This is a genomic window from Erythrobacter litoralis, assembly GCF_001719165.1.
In the GTDB taxonomy this organism is placed as follows: domain Bacteria; phylum Pseudomonadota; class Alphaproteobacteria; order Sphingomonadales; family Sphingomonadaceae; genus Erythrobacter; species Erythrobacter litoralis.
This window is the reverse complement of the sequence record NZ_CP017057.1, coordinates 2,681,040-2,696,808: the sequence shown is the minus strand read 5'-3', so window position 1 is coordinate 2,696,808 and position 15,769 is coordinate 2,681,040. Positions and strand designations below refer to the sequence as shown.

The 15,769-nt window shown below is 67.3% G+C and carries 16 protein-coding genes; 7 read left to right on the top strand and 9 right to left on the bottom strand.

Annotated elements, in window-relative coordinates:
* The first annotated feature begins 138 nt into the window (after window positions 1-138).
* Window positions 139-483: an arsenate reductase (glutaredoxin) gene (gene arsC / locus Ga0102493_RS12880; RefSeq protein ID WP_034903114.1), complete on the top strand. Its 345-nt coding sequence runs from the start codon at window positions 139-141 to the stop codon at window positions 481-483.
* Window positions 484-486: 3 nt separating this feature from the next.
* On the opposite strand, the gene Ga0102493_RS12875 is transcribed toward arsC, so the two are convergent.
* Both Ga0102493_RS12875 and Ga0102493_RS12870 read right to left on the bottom strand, forming a co-directional pair.
* Window positions 487-1,836, bottom strand: a complete 1,350-nt coding sequence (locus tag Ga0102493_RS12875) for an MFS transporter (RefSeq protein ID WP_174544543.1) — start codon at window positions 1,834-1,836, stop codon at window positions 487-489.
* A gap of 50 nt (window positions 1,837-1,886) precedes the next feature.
* Window positions 1,887-2,750, bottom strand: a complete 864-nt coding sequence (locus tag Ga0102493_RS12870) for a hypothetical protein (RefSeq protein ID WP_051697873.1) — start codon at window positions 2,748-2,750, stop codon at window positions 1,887-1,889.
* A gap of 101 nt (window positions 2,751-2,851) precedes the next feature.
* On the opposite strand from Ga0102493_RS12870, the gene lipB reads away from it, so the two are divergent.
* Both lipB and Ga0102493_RS16265 read left to right on the top strand, forming a co-directional pair.
* The gene (lipB, locus tag Ga0102493_RS12865; protein ID WP_150132478.1) at window positions 2,852-3,553 is read left to right on the top strand and encodes a lipoyl(octanoyl) transferase LipB; all 702 of its coding nucleotides are present in this window, start codon (window positions 2,852-2,854) and stop codon (window positions 3,551-3,553) included.
* Window positions 3,544-3,918 (top strand): hypothetical protein, encoded by a 375-nt coding sequence (locus tag Ga0102493_RS16265; RefSeq protein ID WP_034903117.1) that lies wholly within the window; start codon window positions 3,544-3,546, stop codon window positions 3,916-3,918. The genes lipB and Ga0102493_RS16265 overlap by 10 nt, the downstream gene beginning before the upstream one ends.
* On the opposite strand, the gene Ga0102493_RS12855 is transcribed toward Ga0102493_RS16265, so the two are convergent.
* A complete protein-coding gene (locus Ga0102493_RS12855; protein ID WP_034903120.1) occupies window positions 3,915-5,039 on the bottom strand; it encodes an alkene reductase in 1,125 nt (374 codons plus the stop codon). The genes Ga0102493_RS16265 and Ga0102493_RS12855 overlap by 4 nt on opposite strands.
* Window positions 5,040-5,107: 68 nt before the next feature.
* On the opposite strand from Ga0102493_RS12855, the gene Ga0102493_RS12850 reads away from it, so the two are divergent.
* Entirely contained in the window at window positions 5,108-6,070 is a 963-nt protein-coding gene (locus tag Ga0102493_RS12850) for a DMT family transporter (protein WP_081845616.1), read from the top strand.
* Here the strand turns inward: Ga0102493_RS12850 and Ga0102493_RS12845 are convergent.
* The 4 genes from Ga0102493_RS12845 to Ga0102493_RS12830 form a co-directional block, all read right to left on the bottom strand.
* Entirely contained in the window at window positions 6,067-7,377 is a 1,311-nt protein-coding gene (locus tag Ga0102493_RS12845; RefSeq protein WP_034903122.1) for a DUF2254 domain-containing protein, read from the bottom strand. The genes Ga0102493_RS12850 and Ga0102493_RS12845 overlap by 4 nt on opposite strands.
* Window positions 7,378-7,417: 40 nt before the next feature.
* The gene (nadA, locus tag Ga0102493_RS12840; protein WP_034903127.1) at window positions 7,418-8,446 is read right to left on the bottom strand and encodes a quinolinate synthase NadA; all 1,029 of its coding nucleotides are present in this window, start codon (window positions 8,444-8,446) and stop codon (window positions 7,418-7,420) included.
* Window positions 8,447-8,523: 77 nt separating this feature from the next.
* The gene (locus tag Ga0102493_RS12835; protein ID WP_051697875.1) at window positions 8,524-9,294 is read right to left on the bottom strand and encodes a hypothetical protein; all 771 of its coding nucleotides are present in this window, start codon (window positions 9,292-9,294) and stop codon (window positions 8,524-8,526) included.
* 74 nt (window positions 9,295-9,368) lie between these two features.
* On the bottom strand, window positions 9,369-10,259 hold the full coding sequence (locus tag Ga0102493_RS12830; RefSeq protein WP_034903133.1) for an MBL fold metallo-hydrolase: 891 nt from the start codon (window positions 10,257-10,259) through the stop codon (window positions 9,369-9,371).
* Between the two features lie 130 nt (window positions 10,260-10,389).
* Here Ga0102493_RS12830 and glpK point away from each other — a divergent pair, with 130 nt between their 5' ends.
* Window positions 10,390-11,862 (top strand): glycerol kinase GlpK, encoded by a 1,473-nt coding sequence (gene glpK, locus Ga0102493_RS12825; protein WP_034903135.1) that lies wholly within the window; start codon window positions 10,390-10,392, stop codon window positions 11,860-11,862.
* Window positions 11,863-11,872: 10 nt separating this feature from the next.
* On the opposite strand, the gene Ga0102493_RS12820 is transcribed toward glpK, so the two are convergent.
* On the bottom strand, window positions 11,873-12,340 hold the full coding sequence (locus Ga0102493_RS12820) for a DUF1465 family protein (RefSeq protein ID WP_034903138.1): 468 nt from the start codon (window positions 12,338-12,340) through the stop codon (window positions 11,873-11,875).
* 276 nt (window positions 12,341-12,616) lie between these two features.
* The gene (locus tag Ga0102493_RS12815; RefSeq protein ID WP_034903141.1) at window positions 12,617-12,826 is read right to left on the bottom strand and encodes a YdcH family protein; all 210 of its coding nucleotides are present in this window, start codon (window positions 12,824-12,826) and stop codon (window positions 12,617-12,619) included.
* A 238-nt stretch (window positions 12,827-13,064) separates the two neighbouring features.
* Between Ga0102493_RS12815 and Ga0102493_RS12810 the strand changes: the two genes are divergently transcribed.
* Together Ga0102493_RS12810 and ptsP are read left to right on the top strand one after the other, a co-directional pair.
* Window positions 13,065-13,232, top strand: coding sequence for a YdcH family protein (locus Ga0102493_RS12810; protein WP_081845639.1), 168 nt, complete (start codon window positions 13,065-13,067; stop codon window positions 13,230-13,232).
* A gap of 182 nt (window positions 13,233-13,414) precedes the next feature.
* Complete coding sequence (gene ptsP, locus Ga0102493_RS12805) at window positions 13,415-15,685, top strand: phosphoenolpyruvate--protein phosphotransferase (RefSeq protein ID WP_034903153.1); 2,271 nt, start codon at window positions 13,415-13,417, stop codon at window positions 15,683-15,685.
* The last annotated feature ends 84 nt before the right edge of the window (window positions 15,686-15,769 follow it).

Here is a 15,769-nt window from a genome sequence, read left to right as displayed (position 1 = left end):
TATTCGCAAGAGCAAGCGAAGTCGGACAATTTTCTCGCCCCGCCGCGAAGCTGTGGCTTTCGCGCCGCCATCGGGCTAGGCGCCTGAGCCGAGACCCCTGAAACAAGGCGAATGGCCGATCCAAGGCAGGAGACAGGCATGAAGGCGACGATCTGGCACAATCCCAAATGCGGGACCTCGCGAAAGACGCTCGCGATTCTCGAGAACCTGAAGGGCGTCGATCTGACCGTGGTCGAATATCTCAAGGACCCGCCGACGCGCGACAAGCTTGCCCAGCTCTATATCGATGCCGGAATCAGCCCGAAGGACGGCCTGCGTCTGCGCGGCACCGATGCCGAGCAGCGTGGGCTGCCCGAGGCGGACATCGACACCATCCTCGACGCAATGGTCGCCGACCCGATCCTGATCGAGCGCCCGCTGGTCGAAACCGACAAGGGCGTGCGGCTGTGCCGGCCGCAGGACAAAGTGCTTGAGATATTGTGAGGCTCAGTCCCCGGCAGCACCGGTAAGGTCGCGGTCGGATTGCAGCGCGAACCAGCCGTGCACCAGAACGCCGAGGCACAGGGCGACGATCAACCCGAAGCCGAGCCAGTCCGAATGGTTGTAGAGCCACACGCCCAGGGCAGGCGCATAGATGTAGCTTGCCCCGGCAAGGCTCGCGACGATGCCCGATGCCTGCCCCTGTTCGGCCCGGCTCACCGCAAGTGAAGTGCCCGACGTGGTGCCCGGGCGGAACAGGCCGAAGCCCAGCGAGGCGATGGCATAGCCCAGTGCGATCGTGTGGATCGTATCGCCCAACGCCAGAACCGTCGTCCCGAAAGCGGCGATGACGAGCCCCCAGAGCGTCGCCGCACGCGGGCCGAGATCGAAGCGCGGGATCAGCCCCCATTGCGCAAGCAGGGTCGCGATGGCCCCGCTCATCAGGACAAGGCCGACCGGCCCAGCGCCTTCGGCCGGCGTGTCGCGCAGGCCCAGCCGATCGAGCACGAGGAAGCCCGAAATGCCAAGCACCATGGCCTGCGCATGCCCGCCGAAAAAGCCCGCGATCACCCAGGGGCGCAGCCGCTTGTCGAGCCAGCGCAGGCGGGGCGGCTCGCCCTGCTCTGATCCTTCCGCCTCGAACGCAGCATCGGGATCGCTCGGCGCGCCCGATCCGCTCGAATAGGGGGCCGCGAAACCGCGAGCGGCGAATTGCGGCTCGTCATTGGGCAGGCGCAGGCGCAGCACGATGAGCGCGGCAAGACCGATTGCCGCAAAACACAGGAACGGCCCGACCAGGCCGAGACCGAGAAAGGGCAGCACCATAAGCGGGGCGAGCGCCGGGCCGATCACCGTCCCCAGCCCGAAGCTCGAGGCGATCAGCGATAGCGCCTGCGTCCGTTCGGCACGCGGCGTGCGTGAGGCGACATAGGCCTGGACCGCAGGCGGCGCGGCGCTGCCGAAACCGCCGTAGAGACTGCGCGCGGCGGCGAAGGCGATCAGCGTCCACAAGGCGCCGAGCCAGCCCGAGAGGCCGGCATAAAGCGCCAGCCCGCACAGCGTCATCGACACCGCGAAACCCGACAGGCCGACCGCCATCATCGCCTTGCGCCCGCGCCGGTCCGACCGCCGCGCCCAGATCGGGGCGCATACGACCCACAGCAGCGCCGACCACGAATAGGCAAGGCTGATCCACACGTCCTCGACCCCCAGCGCCGTCCCGATCGAGGGCATGACCGACTGCATCGCGGTATTGCCCGCCGCCGTCACCAGCATGACGGTGAAAAGCAGCGCCATCCGCCCGCGCGAGATCGAGCCGGCGGGGCGCGTCAGGGGCGGGGGATCGACATCGGCCATGGCCCCCTTGCGCTAGGCGAGGGCGCGGATTCGCGCAATCGGGCTTGGCGCTACTCGAAAGTCTCTGCGACTTCGCTGCCGCCGCCCGAAAGCTGGCGATGAATCGCAGCGAGTACGGTGAGGTAGATCGCCCCCGTCGCCGCATTGGCGAGCGCGCCGACGAAACCGTTGCCGATCCGGGCCACCGCATCCCCCATCGCCGCGAAGACGAGGGTGAAAACCAGCGTCACGATAATCGTGATGATCGTGATTACGACGAAAAGGAGGATGAGAAAGACGAAGATCCGCAAGGTGTTGCCCTTGGTCAGCCGCCACGAACGGGCGATGACGGCGAACGGGTTCAACGTCCCCTCGATCCCGATCACCGCCGGGATCAGCATCAGCTTGAAGGCGGCATAGACCAGCGCCACCACCAGCACGAGCGCAAGCAGCGCCGCCGCCACGGGCGCGACCGTCGCCAGCAGCGCCACCGGCAGGCCGATCACGAGCCCCGCAGCAATCGCGAACAGGACCTGCGTCGCGAAATAGCTCGGCGAACCGAGCGCGCCGGCCTTCAGCGCTTCGCCCACCGTCGGATTGCCGCCCCGCCGCAGCAGCGCGAGCACGGCGAGCGCGCCGACATAGCCGAAAATCACGGTCAGAAGGAGATAGGGCCAGCTGTCGGCATAGGCCTCCTGGAACGTCGCATTCAGCGCCTCCATCATCATTTCGGGCGAGGCGTCGGGCGGCAGATCGGTGGTGGCGGTTTGCGACATTTCGGGCGCGAGCAGCGCGATCGCGAATTGCGGCAGGAAGTAGAACAGGCCCACCACTGTCGCGATCACCCCGAAATTGGCCGACAGCAGCGCCATCGCCTCGTTCCAGGCGGCTCCCATGTCGAGCTTGATTGGATTGCCTGCCCCGCCTTGCGTCATGTCGATCCCCCGGTTTTGCTGCGACCAATGCGCGCCGGAGCCTCGCCCGCCGCCGTGCTTGCCTCTTGATATGCGTCGCCAATGCCCCCACGCAAGGCCCCATGGCAAGCATCGCCCCCGATTCCAGCGCCCTGTCCCCGCCCGATCCCGCGATCGAATGGCGCGTGTCGGATGCGCTCGTTCCCTACACGGACGCGCTCGCCGACATGGAGGCGCGCAATGCCGCAATCGCGGCGGGAGAGGCGCGCGAGATGGTCTGGCTGCTCGAACACCCGCCGGTCTACACTGCCGGGACCAGCGCGGACCCGGCCGAACTGGTCGATCCGCGCTTCGAGGTGGTCGAGGCCGGGCGCGGCGGGCGTTATACCTATCACGGGCCGGGCCAGCGGGTCGGCTATCTGATGCTCGACCTCAACCGGCGCGGCAAGGACGTGCGCTGCTTCGTCCACGCGATCGAGGGCTGGGTGATCGCGGCGCTTGGCCAGTTCGGGGTGGAGGCGTGGCGCAGCGAGGGCCGCGTCGGCATCTGGACGCGGGACATTGACGGGCGCGAGGCGAAGATCGGCGCGATCGGCGTCCGGGTCCGGCGCTGGGTGACGATGCACGGCTTCTCGGTCAACATCGACCCTGACCTTGCGCATTTTTCGGGCATAGTGCCGTGCGGGATCGACGAATTCGGCGTGACGAGCCTTGTCCGCCTCGGCAAGGAGGTGACGCGCGAGGAATGGGACGCGGCGCTCATCGCGCGGGCGCAGGATTTCCTCGATACGCTGGACAGGACGGGACGCAATTCATGCCGCTGACTTTCGCGAAACTTGCCGCGCCTTGCTGCGCCGCGCTGCTGCTGCTTGCCGCGTGCGAGGAGGAAGCGGCAGAGGCCCCGCGCACCGGCGAACAGGGCGGCCGTGCCGCGGGTGAGGTGCTGGGCGGCACGATCAGCGACGACATGCTGCCGCTCGAACGCCTGCGTTCGCAATCGCCGCCGCTCGAGCGCGAACCTGATGGCGAGGGTGACGCCGAGGCGGATGGCGAAGACCCGGATGCGAGGGCGGAAGGCGACGGGGAAGGCGGCGCGCAAGAAGGGGACGCAACCCCCGCTCGCGCGCCTGCTCCCGCACCCGCACCGGCTGCGACCGGGCTGCCGGTCGCCCCGCCGGTCGCCGACTAGGCGCTCTGGGCCGCGGCGCGCTCGGCCTCTTCCTCGGCCAGCGTCGGGTAATCGATGTAGCCTTCCGGGATCGGGAAATACCAGCTCTTGGGCACGTCCTTGTTCGGGTTCCAGTGCGCGCCCTTCGCGATCCGCGTTTCGAGATCGGGGTTCGAGATATAGGGCCGCCCGAAGCTCACCGCGTCGCAGATGCCACTGGTGATCGCCTCTTCGGCAGCCTCGGCGGTGTAGTCCGAATTGAGGATCAGCGGGCCTGAATAGGCCTTGCGGATGACGGGGTTCTGCTTGGGCACGTCGGTCGAGCCGAAGGTGCCGTCGGGACCGGGTTCGCGCAGTTCGACGAAAGCGAGACCAAGTGCCTCGCACACCTTTGCAGCCGCGCCGAAGGTCGCCGCCGGATCGCTGTCGTCGACACCTTGGGTCTCGCCATTGGGCGAGAGGCGGATGCCGACCTTGTCCGCGCCCCACACATCGATCAGCGCCTCGAGCACTTCGCGCATGAAGCGGGTGCGGTTTTCGGGGCTGCCGCCATATTCGTCGGTGCGAAGATTAGAGGAATCGCGCAGGAACTGGTCGACCAGATACCCGTTCGCGCCGTGCAGCTGGACCCCGTCGAAGCCTGCTTTCTTCGCGTTTTCGGCGGCGTGGCGATAATCGCCGACGACGCGCCTGATGTCATCGACCGACAGCTCGCGCGCCATTGCGTAATCCTGCTTGCCGATCGGCGTGTGCGCCTGTCCGGGGGCCTGCGTCGCGCTCGCCGAGACGGGCGCTTCGCCGTCGAGGAAATGAGGGTGAACGAGGCGGCCCATGTGCCACAGCTGCATGACGATGAGCCCGCCTTCCTCGTGCACGGCCTTGGTCGTCGCCTTCCAGCCTTCGACCTGTTCCTCGCTCCAGATGCCGGGCGCGCTCGGCCAGCCGAGCCCTTCGCGGCTGATGCCGGTCGCTTCGGTCAGGATCATCCCCGCGCCCGCTCGCTGGCGGTAGTAGGTCGCCATCATCTCGTTGGGGGTGAACATCGGCTCGGCCGCGCGCCCGCGGGTGAGCGGGGCCATGAAGATGCGGTTCTGTGCATTGAGCGCGCCCATGGTGAGCGGCTGGAAAAGGGCATCGTGCATCGGCGAAATTCCTCCTGTTGCTTGTCGCTTGGCTGTTCACTTGGCGGTGATGGGGCTAGGGCGCAAGCATGGAAAAAGAGGGGGCCGGGACAGAAAATCTTGGACAGGCCGAGGCTGGCCGCATGCGCGGCTGGCTGCTGCTCGCGGCGCTGCTGGCGGGCAATGTGGCGCTGGCGCTGGGGCCGTGGCTGGTGCGGCTGGCCGATACCGGCCCGGTTTCGGCTGCGTTCTGGCGGCTGCTGCTGGCGCTCCCCTTTCTCGTGATCTTCGCGCGGGTGGCCGGGCAGCGGCTGTCGGGCATGCCGCGCGCCACTATGGTCGCGGTGGCGATCGGGGCGACGGCCTTCGCACTGGACCTTGCAAGCTGGCACACGGGCATCGGCATGACCCGGCTCGCGAATGCGACCCTGTTCGGCAATTCGGGCAGCATCGTGCTGCTGTTCTGGGGCTTTCTCGCCGCTCGCACCCTGCCGCGCGGGCCGGAATGGCTCGCGATCGGATGCGCCTTGGGGGGCGCGGGCATATTGCTCGGCCGCAGCCTTGAGATTTCGGATGCGACTTTCGCGGGCGACCTTTTTTGCCTGGCGGCGGGCCTGCTCTACGCGGTCTATCTGCTCAACCTGCAGGGCGCGCGCGGCCAGAAAACGGGAACCGGTTTCGGGGGGTGGAGCCTGCTCGTGTGGGTCAGCGTCTTCGCCTGCCCGACCCTGCTGGCGCTGGCGCTCGTTCTGGGCGAGCCGGTCTGGCCGACCGACTGGACCCCGATCGTGATCCTGTTCGTTTCGAGCCAGCTCGTCGGGCAGGGCCTGCTTGTCTATTCGCTCGGCCATTTTCCGCCGCTCGTCATCGGGCTTGCGCTGCTGACCCAGCCGGCGATCGCGGCGCTTGTCGGGTATACGATGTTCGGCGAGGTGCTCACCGCGCTCGACGTATTCGGGATGCTGCTGCTCGGAAGTGCGCTGGCGGCGGCGCGCGGATTGCAGAGCAAGGCTCCGGCAGCGGCCGGGGCCGCGCGCGGGACCGAGGGCTAGTTCCAGAAGCGCCGCTCGAACACCTCCAGCCGCGCCTCGACCATTTCGAGATCAGGACCGTCGAGCGCCAGGCGCGCCTGTGCGCCCAGCATCATCCCCTGCGAACGCAATTGTGCGATCCGGCCGTCGTGCCCGATCGGCTTTGCCGCATCCGCCAGCACGTCGAGCATGACGAGGCAGGCGACCGGGCTGGTCGCGACCGCGGACCGCATCGCCCCGAAGCCGCGGCTGACGTAATGCGCGAAATCGTCGGGGAGGGGGATGACCGGGCAATCGTCCGCATCGCTCTCGCACACATCCTTGCGCAGGTCGCGCCGCGCGATCTCGCTCGTTGCAGCGCCCAGCCAGTGCAGCGCGGTGATGGCGGTGAAGGGATCGTTGATCCCCGGCGACAGTGCCCGCAGCCCGATCTCGACCAGTTCGTCGATCAGGAATTGCGGGTCCTGTTCGGGCGTACGCACCGAACCGAAGGTGAAGGCTTCGCGGGCGCGCTCCGCAATCCGGTCGACCGGGCAGCCCGACACGTCGAGCAGGGGCAGGCCGGTATGGACGAAGTCGCCCGTACGCACCCGCAGCGAGAACGTTGCCCCGACATCACGCGCGAGCGTTTCGAGATCGGAGAAATCGATCAGCTGGACATAGCCCGTGCCGCCCGACTCGAGCGGGTCCCCGCCTTGCGCCTCCTGCGCGTCGGAGAACTCGTTCTCGATCGGATAGGTCTTGCGGATCAGCCGGATCAGCCGCTTACCGATCTTCTCCAGCACCATGTTGATCCGGATCGAGGACGGGACATGGTTGAGGAAGAACACCAGAACCGCGACGCTCAGACCCATCAGCGCATACGCCACGAGCAGCGAGAGTTGCGGCGCGAAGCCGGCGGTCCCGTTGCCCGCCCCGACCAGCGCGGCCTCATCGGCTGCGCGCACGCTGCGCAGCACGACGAGGGCATAGACGAAACTGCCGATGAAGGTCGCAAGGCTCAACTGGTTGCCGCGATCCTCCAGGAAATTCGTGAGCAGGCGCGGGCCATAGGTCCCGCTGGCATAGGTGACGGCGACCAGCGTGATCGAAAACACGGTGGACGCGATGGCGATGGTGCTGCTCGCCATGACCGACAGGATATCGGAGGCGCCCTTCGGACCTACCGGCACGAGCCAGCTGACACCGGCAAGATAATCGGACGCGCCCGCCCGGTCGGCCCAGACGAGCAGGAAGCCGAGCACGCCTGCGAGAATCGCGAACAGTGCCGGATAGAACCAGTAATTGGCGTTAAGCCGCGCCCAGAAGAACCGGATTTCGGCTGTCATGCGGCGGCCGAAGCGCAAGCAGGGGCGGGAGCGTCCAGGGTCAGTCCCCGCTCGGCACTTCGCCTTTCGGCATTTCCTCTATCTCGACCCGGCCGAGATCGCCCTTGCCCACCGTGCCGCTCGCCATCTCGAGCATCCGGTCGAGGCTGCGCTTGGCCTTGAGGCGGATGTCCTCGTCGATCTCGATGCGCGGTTCCAGGTCGCGCAGGGCGACGTAGAGCTTTTCCATCGTGTTGAGCGCCATGTACGGGCAGATGTTGCAGGCGCAATTGCCGTCCGCGCCCGGCGCGCCGATGAAATTCTTGTTCGGCAGCGCCTTTTCCATCTGGTGGATGATATGCGGCTCGGTCGCGACGATCAGCGTGTCGCCTTCGAATTCCTGCGCGAATTTGAGGATCGAGGAGGTCGAGCCGACATGGTCGGCATGGTCGAGGATCGTCGGCGGGCATTCCGGGTGCGCCGCGATCGGAGCGCCGGGGTGCTGTTCCTTGAGCTTCAACAGCTCCGTCTCGGAGAAGGCTTCGTGAACGATGCACACGCCCGGCCACAGCAGCATCTCGCGGTCGAACTTGCGCGACAGCCAGCCGCCCAGATGCCGGTCGGGGCCGAAAATGATCTTCTGGTCCTTGGGGATCTGCTGCAGGATCGTTTCCGCGCTGGAAGAGGTCACGATGATGTCCGACAGCGCCTTCACCTCGGTCGAGCAGTTGATGTAGGTGAGCGCGATGTGGTCGGGATGGGCTTCGCGGAAGGCGCGGAACTTCTCCGGCGGGCAGGAATCCTCGAGACTGCACCCTGCGTCCATGTCGGGCAGGATCACGGTCTTTTCAGGGGACAGGATCTTGGCCGTGTCGGCCATGAACTTGACCCCGCAGAACGCGATCACGTCGGCATCGGTATCAGCCGCTTTGCGCGAGAGTTCGAGGCTGTCGCCGACGAAATCCGCGATGTCCTGAATATCGGCGGTCTGGTAATAATGCGCGAGGATGACGGCGTTGCGCTCCTTGCGCAGCCGGTCGATCTCGGCGAGCAGGTCCTTGCCGGTTGGAACTTTGGTGGCGATGCTCATTGACGAACCCCGTTGATTTACTTGGCGCCGATATAGGGCGCGACGCGCGATTTTCGAGCGTTTTCGGAAAAGACCGATCACATCGCAAAGCCGGGCGGAAGGAACGCTTCCATCGGCCGCTGCGCCCCCGCGGTCCCGGCGATCATCCATTCGGTGAAGGCATATCCGAGCGGCGTATAGGCGAGCGCCATCGAAGCCGCGAAGACAGCGGCATAGACGCCCACACCCCACAGATAGGCCGGATGTACCCGGCCCGTCGCCCTGATGTCCGCGGCCATGCCGACGAGCGGGAAAAAGAAGGTCGTGCAGATCGTGATGACCCATGCGTTCGGGATCAGCAGCGGGAGCGGCAGCAGCCGACCAAGGCCCGGCCCGGTCAGCACCGCCATCGCCACCAGCATGAGCCGGCGGTGCCAGCCGCTGTAGCGCCGCGCCTTCAGTGCCCACCATGCGAGGGCGCCGAAACACAAGAGCAGCGCGAGATTGCTGACGACAAATTCGTTCGCCGCGAAAAAGAACGGCGCCCCGGTGCGCCTCGCGACGGTCACCATGATTAGCACGCCCGCCGCCACCATGATCGGAACATAGGCATAGGCGATCCGGCCGATCCGGGCATGCAGCGCGCGCTGGCCCGATGCGATCGACACGTGCTGCGCAAGGTAGAGCGCAATCCAACCCATGAAGATCGCCCCGTGGACGTGATAGGGCCATGGCACCGCGAAGGTCGAACGGCCGAGCGCGACCTGCAGGGTGAACCCGGTGACGATCACCCCCGACATGAGGAACGCCATGATCGTGAAGAAGCGCGTGTTTTCTGCCGGCGCGGCGCGCGGTGCCGTGGTTGCCATGCGATCCTCCCCCCGCGCGGCCTCGCGCGACTCACATGCTGGTGCGACCCGGCGGAGAGGAAGTTACCGGCTTCTTACGCCCCGCGCCAGATTTCGACGCCCGCCTCTTCGCCGCGCGCGACCAGGCCGCGGCGTTCGAGGTCGATGAGATGCGCCGTCACGCTCATTTCGGCGGCGGGTACGAGGCGTTGGTCGAGCCCCTTGTACATTGCCGGGATGAATTCGCCGACCGCGCGGGCCTCTTCGCCCAGCAGGCGCAGGATCTGGTTCTCGCGCTGGCGGCGGTGGCCGATCATCCCGCGCACCAATTGGCGCGGCTTCGTGATCGCCGCCCCGTGCGCGGAGTGATAGACGCTGTCCTCGCGCGCGAGCAGTTTATCGAGGCTCGCCAGGTATGCGCCCATGTCGCCGTCGGGCGGGACGACGACGCTGGTCGACCAGCCCATCACGTGGTCTCCGGTGAACAGCGCGCCGCTCTCTTCCAGGGCGAAGCACAGGTGGTTCGAGGTATGACCGGGCGTCGCGACGGCCGTCAGCGTCCAGCCGGTGCCCGTCATCGCCTCCCCGTCCTCCAGCACGCGGTCGGGCGCGTAGGTCGTGTCGAAGCTCTCGTCGAGGCGCGGCATTTCGGTCGACATCACCAGCGGCGAGCAGCCAACGATCGGCGCCCCGGTGCGCCGGGCCAGCGGCGCTGCGGCGGGCGAGTGGTCGCGGTGCGTGTGGGTGCACATGATCGCAAGGATGCGGCGTCCGTCGACCGCCGCCTCGATCGCGTCCAAATGCGCCTCTTGCGCCGGGCCGGGATCTATGACCGCGCAGTCCGGCCCCTCGCTCTGCCCCACCACATAGGTCTGCGTGCCGGTATAGGTGTAGGGCGACGGGTTCGGGGCGAGCACGCGGCGCACCAGCGGTTCGAGTTGCTCGGCCTCGCCGGTGGGCCAGGGCTTGGGGGGTATCTGGGCCATGGCTGCGGATATGGCGGCGCGCGCCCGCCCTGTCGAGGGGGAGCGGCGGTGGAGCAGCGGCGCGCGGCCTCTCGACTTGCAGGCGGGGCGAGCGTTAGGGAGTGGCGGGCAAGCGCCGGAAGGGGAGACGATGAGCGACTATATCCTCGTGCTCGACGAAGGAACTACATCGACGCGCGCCATGCTGTTCGCAAGCGACGGCGTGCTGGTGGCGAGTTCCCAGGCCGAACTGACCCAGCATTACCCGAAAGGCGGCTGGGTCGAACACGATGCGGGTGAAATCTGGGACAGGACGCTTGCCTGCGCGCGCGAGGTCATCCCCCATGCGGGCGGCGCGGCGATGATCGCCGGGCTGGGCATCACCAACCAGCGCGAGACGGTCGTGGCCTGGGACCGCGACACGGGCGAGCCGCTGACCCGCGCCATCGTTTGGCAGGACCGGCGGACCGAACCGCTTTGCATGGAACTGCGCGAGGCGGGCCGCGAGCAGGAGGTGCAGCGCCGCACCGGGCTCGTGCTCGACCCCTATTTCTCAGGCACGAAGATGCGCTGGATGCTCGACAACGTGGCCGAGGTGAGAGCCGCCGCCGAGGCCGGAACGCTCGCATTCGGCACGGTCGACAGCTGGCTTTTGTTCAAGCTTACCGGCGGCGCGCGGCACGTCACCGATGCGAGCAATGCCAGCCGCACATTGCTGATGGAGCTCGACGCGCAGCAATTCGACGAAGGGCTGTGCGATCTATTCGGCGTGCCCCGCGCCGCGCTGCCGCAGGTGATCGACATGGCGGGCGAACTTGGCCGCACGGATCCTCGCCTGTTCGGCGGGCCGATCGCGATCACCGGTTGCGCGGGTGATCAGCAGGCGGCGACGATCGGGCAGGCCTGCCTTTCGCCCGGCCAGACCAAGGCGACGTATGGTACCGGCGCCTTCATCCTGACCAACCAGGGCAGCGAGGTGCCGCGTTCGACGCACCGCCTTTTGTCGACGGTGCTGACCCAGATCCTCGGGCAGCGCACCTATGCCATCGAAGGCTCTGTCTTTGTCGCGGGGAGCCTCGTCCAGTGGCTGCGCGATTCGCTCGGCATCGTCGATGTGGCCGAGGAGACCGAGGCGCTCGCCCGCTCGATCCCCGACAGCGGCGGGGTGACGATCGTGCCCGCGCTCGCCGGGCTCGGCGCGCCGCACTGGCGGGCCGATGCGCGGGGCGTGATCGCCGGGCTGAGCTTCGCGAGCGGCAAGGCCGAGCTTGCCCGGGCCGCCCTTGAGGCGATGGCGCACCAGACCTGGGACCTCGCGCAGGCCTTCGCCGCCGACGGGACCGCCTGGGCAGGCCTGCGCATCGATGGCGGCATGGCGGCGAACGACTGGATGGCGCAGGACCTCGCCGACATGCTGGCGATGCCGGTCGAGCGTCCCGGCTTCGTCGAGACCACCGCGCTCGGCGCGGCGATGCTGGCGGCGACGGGGGCGGGACTCTATCCCGACCTCGCAGGCGCGGCCGCGGCGATGCAGGGCGATCTCACCCGTTTCGAACCGGTCATGGTCGACGAAGTGCGCGAGGAACGGCTGGCCCGCTGGCGCAAGGCGCTGGCGGCGGCCTGAAAGCCGGGCTTCAGCCCAGTTCGCGCCCGATGCGCTGCTGGAATGCGCGCGCGGGCGATTGAACCGCGAAATCCTGTCGCCACGCCTCGTCGAGGCGCGCGATGCGGCGGTGGAGCAGGACCGTGTCTTCGATCAGAGCACGGGTTTCCGGTTCGAGCCGCGCGAGCGCTTGTTCGTCGGAATCGCGGTCGGGCGGCAGCGTTCCGTGGCGGCGCACCTGGCTAGCGCTGAGTTCGCCCGAGAAAAAGGCGCGCTGATTGAGCAGCCAGGCGAGGACATGCATCATGCGTGTCGTCGTCTTCAGTCCCTCGGTCGAAAGCGCGAGCCGGATCATTGCGCCTTCCCCGCTCAGCGGGTCGGCGGGCTCGACCGGGCGGGTGCCGGCGGAGAAGACCGCGCGGACCTCGTCGGCAAGGACGAGCGCCTCGGTGTAAAGAGCCTCGATGATGGGGCGGGAGAGATCGGTCGTGCGGGCCATGAGTCCCAACGAGCTAGAACGCCCATGTGCGAAGCTCCACAAGCCTATGGTTACTTTCCCGGTAAAAGATCGATGTGTCCCGGCGCGGGACATTTTTCTTGGCGGCCAGCCGGCCTTGCGGCGGCTGCGCCGCCGATCAGCTGGTTCTCGCCGGTTCAGTCCTGGCACAAAATGGGTGTGCCGTGCTGGTCCGGCCCTAAGGTCCGCGAGGGCGACCGTCCGCCCGCAGGCCCGCCAGGGCCGAGGAAATCGCAGCCCGGATGGGCTGCGCAAAAATCACGCGATGATATCGGGCAGCAATTCGTCCTCGATGATCGCGATCTGGTCCTTGAGGCGCAGCTTGCGCTTCTTCAGGCGCGCGATCTGGAGCTGGTCGGCGCTGCCGGTGCGCTCCCCAGCCTCGGTCAGCGCGGCGATGGCCGCGTCGAGATCGCGATGTTCGGTGCGCAGCAATTCGAGCCTCTTGCGCAGCTCCGCCTCGTTCATTCCGTCTGTCCGCCTGTTTAAAACCCGCTGCCGCACCGGAGCGTTTCCCCGTCGGCCCGCAAAATCGCGCGCATCGCATTAACGATCTGTCGCGCGGGGCCACGCAGCCACCGATTCACGCATTCTGATGACTTTGCAAGATAGCTTTGGTGTGGTTTGCTTCAAACCTGCGGCTCGGCCGCAAATGTCCGAGTCGCTTCCCCGGGGGCAGCCCCCCGACTTGAAGGAGGTATCGACTATGGCAACTGCAGCTTCCACTTCGCACGTCCAGGCACTCCAGTCCAAGCATGCTGGCCTCGAAGCCCGCCTGCGCGACGAGATGGCCCGGCCTGCGCCCGATGCTGCGAAAGTCCAGGACCTCAAGAAACGAAAGCTCCGATTGAAGGAGGAAATCGCGCGCGGTTGACGCGACGATTGTCGGCTGACCCGGCCGATCCGGTCGGGCGCGCGCGCTAGTTCGCGCGCGTTCGCCCGGCCCCGGCGCTGTCCGCGCCGCGTTGCGCATGCCGTCATGCCCGGCGCGGCGCGGCGCGTGATCGGGCGCTTTGCTTTTGCGCCCGCTCCGCAGTAGACGTGGGCGTGAAGCCCATGACAGCCGCCGCATCCGCCCGCCAGATCCTGACTCGCCTGACCGAGGTCATGGCCTCGCGCATGCACGCGCAGGGCAAGCTCGATGCCGTGGTCGAGATCATCGGCGAATGCCTGACGAGCGAGGTCTGCTCGATCTATCTGCTGCGCGAAGGCATGCTCGAACTCTTCGCCACGCGCGGCCTCAACAAGAGCGCGGTCCATGTCACCCGCATGGCGGTGGGCGAGGGGCTGACCGGCACGATCGCGGCGAATATCGAAACGCTCAACCTCGCCGAGGCCAAGGCGCATCCCGACTTTCTCTATCGCCCGGAAACGGGCGAGGACAAATTCCATTCCTTCGCCGGGGTCCCGATCGTCTATCGCGAGCGCGCGGTCGGCGTGCTGTGCGTCCAGCATGTCGATCCGCGCCGTTACGAGGACGTCGAGATCGAGGCGCTGCAGACGACGGCCATGGTCCTGTCCGAACTGATCGCCAATGCCGAACTGGTCGACGAGGAGGAAGCGCGCGGCCTGACCGAGGAACAGACCGCGCCCGCCACGATCATCGGCCTTCCCATGGTCAAGGGGCTGGGCGCGGGGCAGGCGGTCTATCACCAGCCGCGCGTCCAGATCACGCAGGTTATGGCCGAGGACATCGAGGCCGAGCGTCAGCGGGTCTACCGCGCCTTCGACAAGATGCGCGAGCAGATCGACAACCTCGCCGGCCAGGCAGAATTCGGCGTCGGGGGCGAGCACGAGGAGGTGCTCGAGACCTACAAGATGTTCGCCTATGACGAAGGCTGGTCGCGCCGCATCAACGAGGCGATCGATTCAGGCCTGACGGCGGAGGCCGCGATCGAGCGGGTGCAGCAGCACACCCGCATGCGCATGCGCGAGATCGACGATCCGCTGCTCGCCGACCGGATGCACGATCTGGAGGACCTCGCCAACCGGCTGATCCGGATCGTTTCGGGTCAGCTCGGGACGGCGGCCTCGCAGGGGCTGCGGCGCGACACGATCCTGATTGCGCGCAATCTGGGGCCGGCCGAACTGCTCGAGTACGACAAGCGGCGCCTGAAGGGCGTGATCCTCGAGGAAGGCTCGCTCACTGCGCATGTCGTGATCGTCGCGCGGGCGATGGGCGTGCCGGTGCTGGGCCGCGCGCAAAGCGTGCGCGGCGTGATCCGCGAAGGCGACGAGGTGCTGCTGGACGCCAGTGCCGGCAATGCGATCGTGCGCCCGCTCAATCAGGTCGCCGATGCCTTCCATGCGCGCTTCACCCGGTCGAAGGAACGCCAGGCCGCCTATGCGAGCCTGCGCGATGTCGAGCCTTTCACCCGCTGCGGGACGCGCATCCAGGTGATGATGAATGCAGGCCTGCGCGACGACATGAGCAATCTCGCCATGACGGGTGCCGACGGGGTCGGGCTGTTCCGCACCGAATTCCAGTTCCTCGTCTCCGCCACCCTGCCCCAGCGCGAGCGGCAGACGCGGCTTTACCGCGACGTGCTCGATGCGGCGGGCGACAGGCCGGTGATCTTCCGCACGGTCGATATCGGCGGGGACAAGTCGGTGCCCTATCTCGCTTCCGACATCGCCCGCAACGACGAGAACCCGGCGATGGGCTGGCGCGCGCTGCGCCTTGCCCTAGAGCGCGAAGGCCTGATGAAGGCGCAGGCCCGCGCCCTGCTCGAAGCGGCGGGAGGAAGGGCGCTCTACGTCATGTTCCCGATGGTTTCCGAAGTGTGGGAATTCGACGCGGCCAGGGCGGTGTTCGACGAACAGCTCGCCTTCCTGCGCGCCAAGAAGAAGCTGATGCCCGAACGCATCCATTTCGGAGCCATGCTCGAAGTGCCGGCCTTGGCCGAAGTGCTCGACCTGCTGCTGCCGAAACTGAGTTTCCTGTCGGTCGGCACCAACGACCTCACGCAGTTCCTGTTCGCCGCCGACCGCGCCAATCCCAAGCTTGCCCAGCGCTATGACTGGTTGTCCCCGTCGATCCTGCGGTTCCTCAGGCGCGTCATCCAGTCGAGCGTAGGGAGCGGGGTCGATGTCGGCGTGTGCGGCGAAATGGGCGGGCGCAGGCTGGAAGCGCTGGCATTGCTCGGGATCGGTTTTCGCCGCCTTTCGATCACGCCGGCCGCCGTCGGCCCGATCAAGGAACTGGTGCGCAAGATCGACCTCGACGAGCTGTCCGCCGCGATCAATGGCTGGCTCGCCGATCCCGCGGTCGACATCCGAACCGAGCTGTCCGCCTGGGCCGCGGCGCGCGAAATCGAGACCGATTGAGCCGGCTTTCGGCAGTCTGCCGCGCGCCTGCGGCAGCCTGCGCGATTGGCGGGTGGCGAATCCTTGACAGCAGGGCGCAGGACC